Raw genomic sequence first — 12,836 nt, 5'->3', positions numbered from 1 at the left:
TTCTTCCGAATCTCATGACTCATCGTTGGCACAACCTCGGCGACCTCATCGACCGAACCCTCGATCTGAACGCGACCGCGATCGTCGATCTGCGCGACGGCAAGCTGCCGCACCGCTACACGCACGCCGACATCGACGGGCTCGCGTCGGGCGTCGCCGCCGCCTTGCGCGCCCGTGGCCTGCCGGCAGGCGCCCATGTGGCCATCGCCTCGCTCAACCGCGCCGAGTATCTGATCGCCTACTTCGGCATCATGCGCGCGGGCTACGTCGCCGTGCCCATCAACATCAAACAGTCGCGCGAAATCCTCGATTACGTGATCGACGATGCCGGCATCTCACTCGCCTTCGTCGACGGTGCGCGCCGCGAAGCGCTCGCCGCACGCGTGCCGGTGATCGATTTCGACGACGACGGCCCTGACGGCTTCGCCGCACAGATCCGGCCGACGGATTTCGAATCCGTGCGCCCGGCGCCCGACGACGCCGCGCAGATGCTGTACACGTCCGGCTCCACCGGCAAGCCGAAGGGCGTGCCGCTCACGCACGCCGGGCAGCTCTGGGCGCTGGGTGCGACGTACGTGCGCCCGGAGGATCCGTCGTCCGAGCGCCTTCTGCTCGCGCAACCGCTGTTTCACATGAACGGCCTGTTCATGGCGAAGCGGGCCTTCGCCGCGAACGCTTCGCTCGTGATACTGCCGTCGTTCGACGTCGCCTCGTATGTCGATGCGCTGGAGCTGTATCGCATCACCGCGCTCACCGCCGTACCGACGATGTTCGCTCGGCTCGTGAAGGATCCGCAGACGCTGGCGGGCCGCGACGTCTCCTCGCTCAAGCGTGTGATGCTGGGCTCCGCGCCGATGAGCGCCGCGCTACTCGCCCGGATTCAGGCCGCGTTTCCGCACACGCATATCCATCATGGCTACGGCACCACGGAGGCCGGCCCGAGCATCTTCGGACCGCACCCCGACGGTATCCCGCCGCCGCCGCTCGCCCTCGGCTATCCGCTGTCGCCCGATGCGGTCAAGCTCGTGGACGGCGACGATGCCGATCACGGCGTGCTCTGCATGCGCAATCCCGCCGTCATGCGCGGCTATCACGGTCTGCCCGAGAAGTCGGCACAAGTGCTCGACGAAGGTTGGTACTACAGCGGCGACGTGATGCGGCGCGATGCGAACGGCTTCTTCTACTTCGTCGGGCGCGCGGACGACATGTTCGTCTGCGCGGGCGAGAACATCTATCCGGTGGAAGTGGAGAAGCTGCTCGAAGCGCACCCGGAAGTGCGCCAGGCCAGCGTGGTGCCGCTGCCCGACGAGGAGCGGGCCGCCGTGCCGGTCGCGTTTGTCGTCCGGCAGCCAGGCAGCACGCTGAGCGCCGAAGCCCTCAAGCAACATGCGCTCGCGAATGGTCCCGCCTATCAGCATCCGCGCCGCGTGGCGTTCGTGGCCGAACTCCCGCTGGCCGGCACCAACAAGGTCGACCGCCACGCGCTCCTGCAACAAGCCCGCGCACTCGAAGCCGAACGCGGCTGGAGCGAAGACCGAAACAACACACGTCCCCTTTCCGGAGCCCTCGCCTCATGAGCCTTCAGCCCGATTCCCGTGACCCGATTCGCCTTGACGGCAAGGTCGCCCTCGTTACCGGCGCAAGCCGCGGCATCGGCCGCGCCATCGCCGTTGCGCTGGCCGCGCGTGGCGCCACCGTCGCCGTGCACTACAACGCGGCCGAAGACGACGCCGAGACGCTGGTTGCGACACTGCGTGCGAACGGCTCGCGGGCGTTTGCCGTGCGCGCCGACCTGTCGTCGCCGGACGGCGCGCTCGCCCTCATCGAACGCTTCACCGGCGCTCTCGCGGCGCACAACCTTCCGCCGCAGTTCGACATTCTCGTGAACAACGCGGGCGTGGGCCTGCGGGCGCGCATCGACGCCGTCACGCCCGAGGCGTTCGACCGCGTGCTGCAGGTCAACCTCAAGTCGCCGTTTTTCCTGATCCAGCACGCCCTCGCCTACCTGCGCGACGGCGGGCGCATCGTCAACGTTTCGTCGATGGGCACCCGCGCGGCGTATCCGGAGATGAGCGTCTACGCGCCCGCGAAGGCCGGCCTGGAAGCGCTGACGCTACTGCTCGCGGCAGACCTCGGCGCGCGCGGCATCACCGTCAACGCCGTGCTGCCCGGTGCAACGGCCACCGACCTGAACCGTCGCGCAAGCGATCCCGTCGAGCGCGAAGTCATCGCCCAGACGGTCGCGCTCGGCCGCGTGGGCGAGCCGCGCGACATCGCCGACATCGTGGCGTTTCTCGCCAGCGACGCCGCCCGCTGGATCACCGGCCAGTCGCTCGACGCGAGCGGCGGCCAACGCCTCTGAACGCATGGCCCACCGACGCCACCAACGCCCTCACGGAGGATTTCCCTCATGACGACACTGCTCGACGTCGAACGTCTCACTCTCGACCTGCCCCCGGAGGCGGATCGTCCGCACGCGCTTCGCGATGTGTCGTTCTCGCTCGAGCGCGGCGAGATTCTCTGCATGGTCGGGGAAAGCGGTTCAGGCAAGTCGATGACCGCGAGCGCGCTGCTCGGACTGCTGCCGCCCGGCGTGAGCGTCAGCGCGGGACGCGTGGCGTGGCACGGCGAGGGAAATCTGCTGGCGCTGCCCGAAGCCGAACGTCGTCGCTGGCGCGGCGCACGCATCGGCATGATCTTCCAGGAACCGATGACGGCGCTCAATCCGCTGCGCACCATCGGCGACCAGATCGCCGAGGTGTATCGCACGCATACGCGTCTGTCGGGCAGCGCGATTCGCGCCCGCACGCTCGAGTGGCTCGAGGCCGTGCACATCCCCTCGCCGCTCGATGCCGCCAAACGCTACCCGCACGAGCTCTCCGGCGGTCAGCGTCAGCGTGCCATGATCGCGATGGCGCTCGCACTGGAGCCGGAGCTGCTGATCGCCGACGAGCCTACGACCGCGCTCGACGTCACCACGCAGGCGCAGATCCTCACGCTCATTCGCGAGCTTCAGCAACGCAAGGACACCGGCGTACTGTTCATCACGCACGACTTCGGCGTGGTGGCGGAGATCGCCGACCGGGTCGCGGTGATGCGGCATGGCGAGATTGTCGAGCAAGGGCCGGCGCAAAGCCTCCTTACGCGAGCATCGCACGAGTACACGCGGGCATTGATCGCGGCGGTGCCTGCGTTGCCGTCGTCCGGGACGGGGGCGCCATCGGCATCCGGCGGATCTCGTCGCAAGAGCGGCGATAGTGGCGAGCGCGGCAATAGCGGCGGCAAGGAAGCGCCACCGGTGCTGCGCATCGAGCAAGTGCGCAAGACGTATCGCCGCCACGGCTGGCTCGGCAAGGCGCAAGCGGATACGGCAGCACTGCGCGACGTGAGCCTGGAAGTCGGCGCCGGCAAGACGCTGGGCATCGTGGGCGAGAGCGGGTCGGGCAAATCGACGCTCGCGCGCGCGATTCTTCGCTTGATGACGCCCGACGCCGGACGCATTCTCTATCGCGACGCCGATCTTGCAGCCGGTGCGCTCAACGCCGAAGCGCGACGCGCGGCGCTCGACATCCAGATGGTGTTCCAGGATCCGTTCAGTTCGCTCAACCCGCGCCGCCGCGTGGGCGACATCGTGACGCAAGGGCCGGTCGCACGGGGCGAACCGCCGCGCGAAGCCAGGGAGCACGCGCGCGAACTGTTCGAACTGGTGGGGCTGAACGCCGACGCGCTCGACCGTTTCCCGCATGAGTTCTCCGGCGGGCAGCGTCAGCGCATCGGACTCGCGCGGGCGCTCGCCATGCGACCGCGCGTGCTCGTCGCGGATGAGCCGGTGTCGGCGCTCGACGTCTCCGTGCAGGCGCAAGTGCTGCGCCTGCTTGCGCGTCTGAAGTCGGAGCTGGGACTGTCGATGATCTTCATTACGCACGACCTGCGTATCGCGGCGCAGCTGTGCGACTCGCTCGCCGTCATGAAGTCGGGCAGTGTGGTCGAGTACGGCGACACGGCGGCCATCTTCCGCGCACCGTCCCATCCGTACACTCGCGCGCTGCTCGATGCGATCCCGGGGAGACGCCACGAAGACGCACGCGCCCGCACCGCGGCGTGATCGCGCGGGCAACACCAACGCCCCGAGGACTGCCTACTTCCGCAGGTCGGCGATCGAGAAGTAGGGAAGCCACGTGCCCGAACTCGAAAGACTGGCGAACACCTGTTCCTTGGTCTGCTGGAGAAAGGTCTCGATGTGCCGACGGGCGAGCGCTTCGGCGCGCGCGGCGTTGCCGGTGACGAATGCCTTGATGATGCCCTCGTGATCGCGCTCGATCCCTGGGCGGACACCCTGCACGCCGAAACCCAGCGAGACGAGGCGGGCCATGTCGTCCATCAGGCCGGCCAGCGTGCGATACAGCCGCGCATTGCCGCTCGCCGCCGCGATGGTCAGATGGAATTTCCGGTTGGTGTGCAGGAACCACTCGATCTGGTGACCGATGGGCTTGTGCGCATAGGGCGCTTCGCAGGCTTCGTCCAGGCGCGCGAGCAACTCGGTATCGACATTGCCGCAAGCGAGCCGCGCGGCCATCGGTTCGAGCTGCGCACGCAGGTTGAAGATCTCTTCGACGTCCGCCAGCGTGATCGGCGAGATGCGATAGCCCTGACGCGGAATCGCCCGCGCGAAGCCCTCGTGCACGAGACGCACCAGCGCCACCCGGCAACTGGTGCGCGCAATGTCATAGCGCCGCATGAGCTCCGCCTCGCTCACGATGGTGCCAGGCATGATCGCGCAGGTGAGTACATCGTGCCGGATGCGCTCGTAGGCGTCGTCGCCGCGTGCGATGGCAACCTCGTCGCTTGCGTGTGAGTCGTTCGTCATGATGTCAGTACCCCCGCTTGGCGTCGTAGACGAATGGCAGCGGTGCGCCGCGCAGATGCGCTCCGAGTACATCGGCCACCTGTCGGGCGCGCGCGGCATACGACACCGTCGAAGCGATGTGCGGCGTCACGAATACCTTGGGATGCCGGCGCAGCGCATCGTCCGGCGGTAACGGTTCGACGTCGAAGACATCGACGACCGCGTAGCGAAGGCGGTCGCTGTCGAGTGCATCGAGAAGCGCCTGGCGATCGAGATGCGCGCCACGTCCCACCTGAATGAGACTTGCGCCCGCGGGCAGTCGCGAGAACAGGCGGCGCCCGAGAATGCCGCGCGTGGCCAGCGTGTCAGGCAGCAGGTTGACCAGGATGTCGGTCTCTGCGAGCAAGGCGTCGAGTTGCGCTTCTCCCGAGAACACGCGCACATTCGCCAGCGACTTCGCCGTGCGCGCCCAGCCGTTCACCCGAAAGCCGTTCGCGTGAAGCCGGGCCGCCACCGCGCTCCCGAGCTCGCCGAGCCCGAGGATGCTCACCCGTGTGTCGCGCGCCAGGCGTCCAGTGAGTTCGTCCGCCCATCGCCCGTCGCGTTGGGCGCTGAGCAGTGCGGGCATATCGCGCACGATGGCCAGCGCCGAAAGCGTCACGAAGTCGCTCATGCGCTCGCGCGTCTCGTCCGTCACCATGCGCACGATAGGCACGTTGGGCGGCAACGCCGGATCCGCCAGAATGTGGTCGACGCCAGCGGCCGCGCTCAGGATCAGCCGCAATCGGGGGTAATGCGCGAGACGCCCGTGATCGGGCCGCCAGACGAGTGCGTATTTCACGTTGCGCGCATCGACGAACGGGTCATCCCATCCGTACACGCGCAAGCCGGGCATCAGCCGCGCAAAATGGTGCTGCCATTCGGTCAGCGCGGCAGCGCCGCCCGACTTGATCAATAACGTATCGCCTTGCATGACTTCGGGGTGCGCCCCGCGTCGACGCGCAAGGGCTTCGGGAGAAAGCGGCCTCTCATGCTACCGACCGCCCCGCGTCGCGCTAAGCATTTCTTATCGAATAGCTTATGAATGCGCATCGGATATGCACCGGGAAACCGTGGCATAAGCGATCGTTTCGCATCCGGCCTCTCACATCGTAAGAATTCCCGCGCGAATTTCGGGCAGATTTCCCGATGGACGGGAGACTCGATCAAGCGGTCGGGAATGCCGCCCGCCGGGCGCGATCGCCATGTTGCAGAGCAACAATTCGTTGGATTGTTTCCATATTCACAATAATAGATCCGATGTCCGGGCATTGTATGGACCGGCACATAACCGCTATAGTGGCCGCGCCCCGCGACGCGATGGTTGGCTTATGAGATCCGATGTGAATTGGATATGACGCAAGCACCCGCGCGTCATTGTTGCAAACGTAGTCAACGCGATGCCCTGCATCGCCAGTAGAAATGAAAGAGACAGCTACCCTCAACGCCGATATCGGCAACAAACCACCCACCCCCGAGGAAGTCCGCAAGCGCATATTCGCGATCGTGGCGGCATCGTCCGGGAATCTGGTCGAGTGGTTCGACTTCTATATCTATGCGTTCTGCGCGATCTATTTCGCGCCGGCGTTCTTCCCGAGTTCCGACCCGACCGCGCAGTTGCTCAACACGGCGGGTGTGTTCGCCGCCGGCTTCCTGATGCGCCCCATCGGCGGCTGGCTGTTCGGCCGCATCGCCGACCGTAACGGCCGCAAGAACTCGATGGTCATCTCCGTGATGATGATGTGCTTCGGCTCGCTGCTCATCGCCGCACTGCCGACGTACGCCAGCATCGGCAACTGGGCGCCGGCGCTGCTGCTCTTCGCGCGTCTGCTGCAGGGCCTGTCGGTCGGCGGCGAGTACGGCACCACGGCCACTTATATGAGTGAAGTGGCGCTCAAGGGCCGTCGCGGCTTCTTCTCGTCGTTCCAGTACGTCACGCTCATCGGCGGTCAACTCCTCGCCGTGCTCGTGGTCGTGATTCTGCAGCAGCTCCTCGACGACGCCGAACTCAAGGCCTGGGGCTGGCGCATTCCGTTCGTGGTCGGTGCGATCACGGCCGTGGTCGCCCTGCTGCTGCGCCGCACGCTGCACGAGACGTCGACGGCGGCCAGCCGCACCAACCGCGATGCCGGTACGCTGGCGGGTCTGTTCCGTCACCACAAGGCGGCGTTCTTCACCGTGCTGGGCTACACCGCCGGCGGCTCGCTGATCTTCTACACGTTCACCACGTACATGCAGAAGTACCTGGTCAACACGGCCGGCATGCCGATCAAGACGGCAAGCTACATCATGACGGGCTGCCTGTTCGCCTACATGTGCATGCAGCCGCTCTTCGGCATGCTGTCGGACCGCATCAGCCGTCGCAACAACATGCTGCTCTTCGGCGCGCTCGGGGCAATCGCCACGGTGCCGATCCTCACGGCGCTCAAGACGGTGCAGAGCCCGATCGCCGCTTTCGTGCTGATCTGCGTGGCGCTGGCGATCGTGAGCTTCTACACGTCGATCAGCGGCATCGTGAAGGCCGAGATGTTCCCGACCGAAGTGCGTGCGCTGGGCGTCGGCCTCGCTTACGCGGTCGCCAATGCGATCTTCGGCGGCTCGGCCGAATACGTGGCGCTGGGCCTGAAGAAGGCCGGTATGGAACCGGCGTTCTACTGGTATGTCACCGGCATGATGGTGATTGCGTTCCTCGTGAGCCTGCGTCTGCCGCGAGAAGCCAGGTACCTGCATCACGAACACTGATCGTGATCCGGGAAGGGGCGTGGCGCGATGCGCCCGCCCCTCCCACACTCCCGCTTTCGAGCTTCCCTTGTTGGTGCGTGACATGAGAACCATGTCGCTTAAAATCGCTTGACCCTCACGCTACGTGAGGCCTCAGCCTTGTCACACGCCAGAAGATCACGGGAGCTCCGATGTTGCTCAAAGTCGGTGAATTAGCCAAACGCAGCGGCCTGACGGTGCGCACGCTTCACCATTACGACACGCTCGGCTTGCTCACGCCTTCGGCGCGCTCCGATGCCGGTTACCGGCTTTACGATCGCAGCGACATCGCCCGTCTGCATCAGATCCAGGCGCTGCGCCGCTTCGGTATGTCGCTCACCGACATCGGTCAATGGTTGGCAAACCGGGACGTCCCGCTCGACACGCTCATCGCTCGACAGATCGACATGCTCACGCGGCAGATCGAGGACGCGAGTCGTCTGTGCGATCGTCTGACACGGTTGCAGGCGCAGTTGGCCGCAGGCGACGCCCCGGAACTTGCCGAATGGCTGACAACGCTGGAGCTGATGAATATGTACGACAAATACTTCTCGAAGGACGAACTCGCCCGCTTCCCGCTGTACCAGAACAAGCAGGCGCATGATGCCGAATGGCCTGCCATCGTGGCCGAGGTCAAGGCGCTGATGGCGCGCGGCGAGCCATCGACGGGCGAAGCCGCGCAGGCGATCTCGCGCCGCTGGATGGCGATGATCGTGCGCGACACGGGCGGCGACGCCCGTCTGCTCGCCAAGCTCAATACCATGCACGAGAACGAGCCGTCGGTGCGCTCGCAAACGGGCATCACGCCCGACCTCGCGTGTTATCTCAAGGAGGCGATTGCGCAAACGAAACTGAACGTCTTCCGGAAGTACCTCTCGGATGACGAGTACCGCTTCATGGCCGCGAACTATCTGAAGTACTACGACAAATGGCCCGCCCTCATCGGCGCCATGCGCGACCGGCTCGAAAGCGGTGCGCCGGCGGATTCACCCGAGACGCAAGCGCTGGCGCACCAATGGATGACGTATTTCCGATCCTACGCCGGGGACGATCCGGCCACGCACGCGAAGATTCGTGAAGCGTACATGCACGAGCCCGATCTGGCGTCGGGGACGTTCGTCGATGCGCATCTGCTGGCGTACGTGAAGGAAGCCCTCGCCCATCTGGCGCAAGGCTGAGCTCGCTTGGGCAAGGCCAGATGAAATCGCGCGTCAGACGTCCTCGCCCGACGCCTGACGCGTGCTCTGCCAGATCGCGTCGAGCACCGGGTGCGGCTGATGGCGCCGCCGGTACAACGCGATGTCGAAGCCGATCTGCCAGTCCTTGCCGCCGACGATCGCGAGCGTGCCGCGCGCGACGTCGTCCGCCACGAGCCGCTGCGGCAGCCAGGCAATGCCAGCGCCACGGCGCGCCATCGCGAGAATCGCCTCGTAGGAGTCGGCCTGATAGACCGGCTTGAGCGTGGGCCGGTTCGGCATCTCCGCGAGATGGCGCGCGAGCACGGCGCGCAGCGTGAGCGTGCGGGAAAAAGCAAGCCAGGGAATGGGCGTCGGCCCGGCGGCCAGCCGGTATTTTGCGCGGCCTTTGGCGTCGAGCGCGCTGACCGGCACCAGCACTTCGCGCGCGACGCTCAACCAGTCGAAACGCTCCTGATCGATGAGCAGCCGCGTGTGCGCGCTGGAGTACACGATGAGCAGGTCGACCTCGCCTGCCGCGAGCCGGAGAATCGCTTCCTCGGCCCCGCCGGTGGAAAGCGTGGCGGTGAAGACGCCGATGCGCGCGACGGTCTCGTCGTACCAGTCCGGAAAGAACGTGGCCGCGAGCGTGCGGCCGGTGGCGATCTTCAGATTGTTTTCGAGAGTGGGCGCGGCATCCTGCAATTGCGTGCGGGCGCTGTGGAGGATATCGAGGGCGTTGGTCGCCGCGTCGAGAAAGACGGTGCCGGCGGCGGTGAGCTCGAGCGGTTTCGTGCGCTCGATGAGCCGCGTGCCGACCCACTCCTCTAGCGCACGAATGCGCCGTCCGAACGCCGGATGCGTGACGAAGCGATTCTCGGCCGCCCGCGTGAAACTGCGCGTGCGTGCCAGTTCGACGAAGTCTTCAAGCCATCGCAACTGCATGCCGTCTCCTCATCGCTTCCTTACAGACACTTCAGACGCTGAAGACGCCTCGTCACTCGCGCATCCGTCTTCGCTTTCATGCACCCGCCCGCGTCAGGCCTTGGAGAGCGCCTTGAGCGCGTGCTTGATGCCGTCCGACACGCTCGTGCCTTCGGGCACCGTCTTGACCGCCGCGAGCGCCTCCTTGTCGGAATAGCCCAGCGCGAGCAGTGCATTGACCACGTCGCTCTTGTGGTCGTGCGGCGTCGCCACCCCCGGCACCGTGCCCAGCTGCGCGCCAAGCTTGCCCTTGAGTTCGAGCAGCAGACGCTCGGCCGTCTTCTTGCCGATGCCCGGAATCTTGGTGAGGCGCCCGGACTCCTGCAGCGTCACGGCCTGCGCAATGTCGGCCACGCTCATGCCGGAGAGAATGGCGAGCGCCGTGCGGGCGCCCACGCCGGAGATCTTGAGCAGTTCACGGAAGGTGTTGCGTTCGTCGGGCGAGCCGAAACCGAAGAGCAGTTGCGCGTCTTCACGGACGATGAACTGGGTGAGCAGCGTCACGCGCTCGCCCACGTTCGGCAGGTTGAAGAAGGTGCTCATCGGCACCGAAATTTCGTAGCCCACGCCCTGGCAATCGACCAGGATGTGCGGCGGATTCTTTTCCAGCAACGTGCCGGAGATGCGGCCAATCATTGACGCCCCGAGAGAGTGACTTCGACAGGCGGCAAGTGTAGCAAACGGCAGGGTGACGGCGCGTCCCGGCCTGCCGCCACGTCACCTTGCCATCCGGTCGCGCGCTCACCCCTCCCCTTCGACACCGGCGACCGCGTCGCCGGTCGAGCGCGTTGCCGCCGTGCGCAGGCATTCGAGCGCCGCCACGACCGCCGCGCGATTGGCGCCGTCATCGCGCCAGTACATCGAGATCGCCCCGAAGCCGGCCAGGCGCAGCGGCACGATGCGCAGCGCACCGAGCGCTTCGAGCCGCCTCGCGGTCCGGTGCGACGCGAGACCGATCATGTCGCTGTTGTTGAGCAGCGTGAGGTTGAGAATCGTCGAGTTCGATTCGACGGTGTCGTTCGGCAACGGGTACCCCGCTTCGGCCAGCGCCGCCTCCAGCGCGTTGCGAATCGGCGTGCCGCGCGGCCAGACCACCCACCGGTAGCGATGAATGTCCGGCCAGTCGACCTTGGCAAGCGAGAAGACCGGATGCCGGGCCCGCGCGACGAAGTGCAGCGGCTCCAGGTACAACGCCTCGGCGCGCACATTGCGATCCTGCAATTCCGGCGCCGAACGCCCCACGACGATGTCGATCTCGCTGTGCGCGAGCTGATTCATCAGCCGGTCCATGGTGTTTTCAATGACACGGGCCTGCACGCGCGGCATGCGCTGCAGGAGCAGCAGCACCGCGAGCGGCACCGTGTCGGCCGACGACGCCCCCGATGTGCCGATCGCCACCAGTCCGCTGCCGCCCTCGCGCATGGCGTCGAGGTCGTCGCGCGCCGTGTCGAGCTGCGCCTCGATGCGCCGGGCATGCTCGATCAGGGCTTCCCCGTAGGCCGTCGGACGCAAGCCGCGCGCCTGACGCTCGAACAGCGGCAAGCCGATATCGTCCTCCAGATCCTTGAGCCACTTCGACAAACCGGGCTGGGTCGTGTTGAGCAAACCCGCGGATTGGCTCATGTTGCCTGTCTCGGCAAGGGTCAGCAGCATCTGCAGATTGCGCAGTCGCAGGCGATGGGTCCAATCCATGCACGGTCTCCCGGCACCCCGTGGATGCCGTCAAAATCGAACCAGCCATACGTTTTTTCGTATGGATTCGATGATTAATTCATTTCAAAGATTATGTCTCGCCGAGTATAACGCTACCCATAGACCCGCCGACAACGCCGCCGATAGCGCATTCGTCGGACCGACCGGGCCCCAAACCCATACGGAGACACGCATGTCCGAACGCGCCCCCAGCGCCGAGCGCGCTGCCTATTACGAACACATTGGCCGCAACCACATGGCCCCGCTGTGGGAGTCGCTGCACAGCCTGGTGCCGCCCCAGCCGCGCCCACGCGTCGTGCCTGCGATCTGGAAATACAGCGAGGTGCGCCCGCTGGTCATGGAAGCCGGACGTGTGATCAGCGCCGAAGAAGCCGTGCGTCGCGTGCTGATCCTGCAGAACCCCGGCACCCCGGGGTCGTCGAGCATCACCGGTTCGCTCTATGCCGGCTTGCAGTTGATTCTGCCGGGCGAGATCGCGCCGAGCCATCGTCATACGCAGTCGGCCCTGCGCTTCATCGTGGAAGGCCGCGGCGCATGGACCGCCGTCAATGGCGAGCGCACGACCATGGAGCCGGGCGACTTCATCATCACGCCGTCATGGACTTGGCACGACCACGGCAACCCGTCGGACGGCGAGCCGGTCGTGTGGCTCGACGGCCTCGACATCCCGCTCGTGCAGTACTTCGACGCCGGCTTCGCCGAGAACTACCCCGAGGCACAGCAACCGGTGCAGCGTCCCGAAGGCGACAGCTTCGCGCGCTACGGCTTCAACATGCTGCCCGTGCGTCACAAGGTCAGCGATCCGACCTCGCCCATCTTCAGCTATCCGTACGCGCGCTCGCGTGAAGCGCTCGACACGCTGTACCGCAACGGCGAACTCGATGCGTGGGACGGGATCAAGCTGCGTTACGTCAATCCCGCCACCGGCGGCTGGCCGATGCCGACGATGGCGACGTTCATGCAATACCTGCCCGCCGGCTTCCAGGGCAAGACCTATCGCAGCACCGATGCGACGGTGTTCTCGGTCGTGGAAGGCCGGGGCACGGTCCGCATCGGCGACGAGGTTTTCCAGTTCGAGCCGCGCGACCACTTCGTCGTGCCGTCGTGGGCGCCGGTGCAACTCGCCGCGCTCGAAGACGCCGTGCTGTTCAGCTACTCGGACCGCCCGGTGCTCACCGCGCTGAATCTGCTGCGCGAATCGCGCACCTGAGCACGTGTTTGCCGCGCACACAACGAACGCACCCACATCCGTCATTAACGAATCGGCGTCGCGCACACATGAGTGACGCCCCACGCTTCTCATTCCAGTCGAGTTCAAC

Annotated in this window: 11 protein-coding genes; 6 read left to right on the top strand and 5 right to left on the bottom strand. The window is 66.0% G+C overall.

The annotated features are described in order from the left end of the window. Positions 1-14 precede the first annotated feature (14 nt). The 3 genes from RO07_RS03245 to RO07_RS03235 are packed head-to-tail and all read left to right on the top strand — an operon-like array spanning position 15 to position 4,105. Positions 15-1,577 (top strand): class I adenylate-forming enzyme family protein, encoded by a 1,563-nt coding sequence (locus RO07_RS03245; RefSeq protein ID WP_039408029.1) that lies wholly within the window; start codon positions 15-17, stop codon positions 1,575-1,577. Next, positions 1,574-2,362 carry an SDR family oxidoreductase gene (locus tag RO07_RS03240; RefSeq protein ID WP_052266983.1) on the top strand — a complete coding sequence of 263 codons (789 nt, stop codon included), beginning with the start codon at positions 1,574-1,576 and terminating at the stop codon, positions 2,360-2,362. Before RO07_RS03245 ends, RO07_RS03240 begins: the two co-directional genes overlap by 4 nt. Before the next feature lie 48 nt (positions 2,363-2,410). Further along, positions 2,411-4,105 carry an ABC transporter ATP-binding protein gene (locus RO07_RS03235; RefSeq protein ID WP_039408026.1) on the top strand — a complete coding sequence of 565 codons (1,695 nt, stop codon included), beginning with the start codon at positions 2,411-2,413 and terminating at the stop codon, positions 4,103-4,105. 33 nt (positions 4,106-4,138) lie between these two features. Here the strand turns inward: RO07_RS03235 and RO07_RS03230 are convergent, their stop codons facing one another. Both RO07_RS03230 and RO07_RS03225 read right to left on the bottom strand, forming a co-directional pair. Beyond that, on the bottom strand, positions 4,139-4,867 hold the full coding sequence (locus RO07_RS03230; protein WP_039408023.1) for a GntR family transcriptional regulator: 729 nt from the start codon (positions 4,865-4,867) through the stop codon (positions 4,139-4,141). Positions 4,868-4,871: 4 nt separating this feature from the next. After that, the gene (locus RO07_RS03225) at positions 4,872-5,819 is read right to left on the bottom strand and encodes a 2-hydroxyacid dehydrogenase (protein ID WP_039408020.1); all 948 of its coding nucleotides are present in this window, start codon (positions 5,817-5,819) and stop codon (positions 4,872-4,874) included. 488 nt (positions 5,820-6,307) lie between these two features. Here RO07_RS03225 and RO07_RS03220 point away from each other — a divergent pair, with 488 nt between their 5' ends. Continuing rightward, the gene (locus tag RO07_RS03220) at positions 6,308-7,627 is read left to right on the top strand and encodes an MFS family transporter (RefSeq protein ID WP_052266982.1); all 1,320 of its coding nucleotides are present in this window, start codon (positions 6,308-6,310) and stop codon (positions 7,625-7,627) included. A gap of 170 nt (positions 7,628-7,797) precedes the next feature. After that, positions 7,798-8,823 carry a MerR family transcriptional regulator gene (locus RO07_RS03215; protein ID WP_039408018.1) on the top strand — a complete coding sequence of 342 codons (1,026 nt, stop codon included), beginning with the start codon at positions 7,798-7,800 and terminating at the stop codon, positions 8,821-8,823. Positions 8,824-8,856: 33 nt separating this feature from the next. On the opposite strand, the gene RO07_RS03210 is transcribed toward RO07_RS03215, so the two are convergent. The 3 genes from RO07_RS03210 to RO07_RS03200 all read right to left on the bottom strand — a co-directional run bounded on the left by RO07_RS03210 (position 8,857) and on the right by RO07_RS03200 (position 11,496). After that, the gene (locus RO07_RS03210) at positions 8,857-9,765 is read right to left on the bottom strand and encodes a LysR family transcriptional regulator (RefSeq protein ID WP_039408016.1); all 909 of its coding nucleotides are present in this window, start codon (positions 9,763-9,765) and stop codon (positions 8,857-8,859) included. A 93-nt stretch (positions 9,766-9,858) separates the two neighbouring features. After that, entirely contained in the window at positions 9,859-10,440 is a 582-nt protein-coding gene (ruvA, locus tag RO07_RS03205; RefSeq protein WP_039408014.1) for a Holliday junction branch migration protein RuvA, read from the bottom strand. 105 nt (positions 10,441-10,545) lie between these two features. After that, positions 10,546-11,496 carry a LysR family transcriptional regulator gene (locus RO07_RS03200; protein ID WP_039408013.1) on the bottom strand — a complete coding sequence of 317 codons (951 nt, stop codon included), beginning with the start codon at positions 11,494-11,496 and terminating at the stop codon, positions 10,546-10,548. A 193-nt stretch (positions 11,497-11,689) separates the two neighbouring features. Between RO07_RS03200 and gtdA the strand changes: the two genes are divergently transcribed. Beyond that, positions 11,690-12,727, top strand: coding sequence for a gentisate 1,2-dioxygenase (gene gtdA, locus RO07_RS03195; RefSeq protein ID WP_039408011.1), 1,038 nt, complete (start codon positions 11,690-11,692; stop codon positions 12,725-12,727). Positions 12,728-12,836: the final 109 nt, after the last annotated feature.

This window comes from Pandoraea pulmonicola (assembly GCF_000815105.2).
Lineage (GTDB): Bacteria > Pseudomonadota > Gammaproteobacteria > Burkholderiales > Burkholderiaceae > Pandoraea > Pandoraea pulmonicola.
This window is presented reverse-complemented; position numbering and strand designations above follow the sequence as displayed.

What these genes read in the sequence shown, in the direction of transcription:
- RO07_RS03245 (WP_039408029.1), top strand. Translation starts at nt 15, where the DNA reads ATGACTCATCGTTGGCACAACCTCGGCGACCTCATCGACCGAACCCTC.
- RO07_RS03240 (WP_052266983.1), top strand. Translation starts at nt 1,574, where the DNA reads ATGAGCCTTCAGCCCGATTCCCGTGACCCGATTCGCCTTGACGGCAAG.
- RO07_RS03235 (WP_039408026.1), top strand. Translation starts at nt 2,411, where the DNA reads ATGACGACACTGCTCGACGTCGAACGTCTCACTCTCGACCTGCCCCCG.
- RO07_RS03230 (WP_039408023.1), bottom strand. Translation starts at nt 4,867, where the DNA reads ATGACGAACGACTCACACGCAAGCGACGAGGTTGCCATCGCACGCGGC.
- RO07_RS03225 (WP_039408020.1), bottom strand. Translation starts at nt 5,819, where the DNA reads ATGCAAGGCGATACGTTATTGATCAAGTCGGGCGGCGCTGCCGCGCTG.
- RO07_RS03220 (WP_052266982.1), top strand. Translation starts at nt 6,308, where the DNA reads ATGAAAGAGACAGCTACCCTCAACGCCGATATCGGCAACAAACCACCC.
- RO07_RS03215 (WP_039408018.1), top strand. Translation starts at nt 7,798, where the DNA reads ATGTTGCTCAAAGTCGGTGAATTAGCCAAACGCAGCGGCCTGACGGTG.
- RO07_RS03210 (WP_039408016.1), bottom strand. Translation starts at nt 9,765, where the DNA reads ATGCAGTTGCGATGGCTTGAAGACTTCGTCGAACTGGCACGCACGCGC.
- ruvA (WP_039408014.1), bottom strand. Translation starts at nt 10,440, where the DNA reads ATGATTGGCCGCATCTCCGGCACGTTGCTGGAAAAGAATCCGCCGCAC.
- RO07_RS03200 (WP_039408013.1), bottom strand. Translation starts at nt 11,496, where the DNA reads ATGGATTGGACCCATCGCCTGCGACTGCGCAATCTGCAGATGCTGCTG.
- gtdA (WP_039408011.1), top strand. Translation starts at nt 11,690, where the DNA reads ATGTCCGAACGCGCCCCCAGCGCCGAGCGCGCTGCCTATTACGAACAC.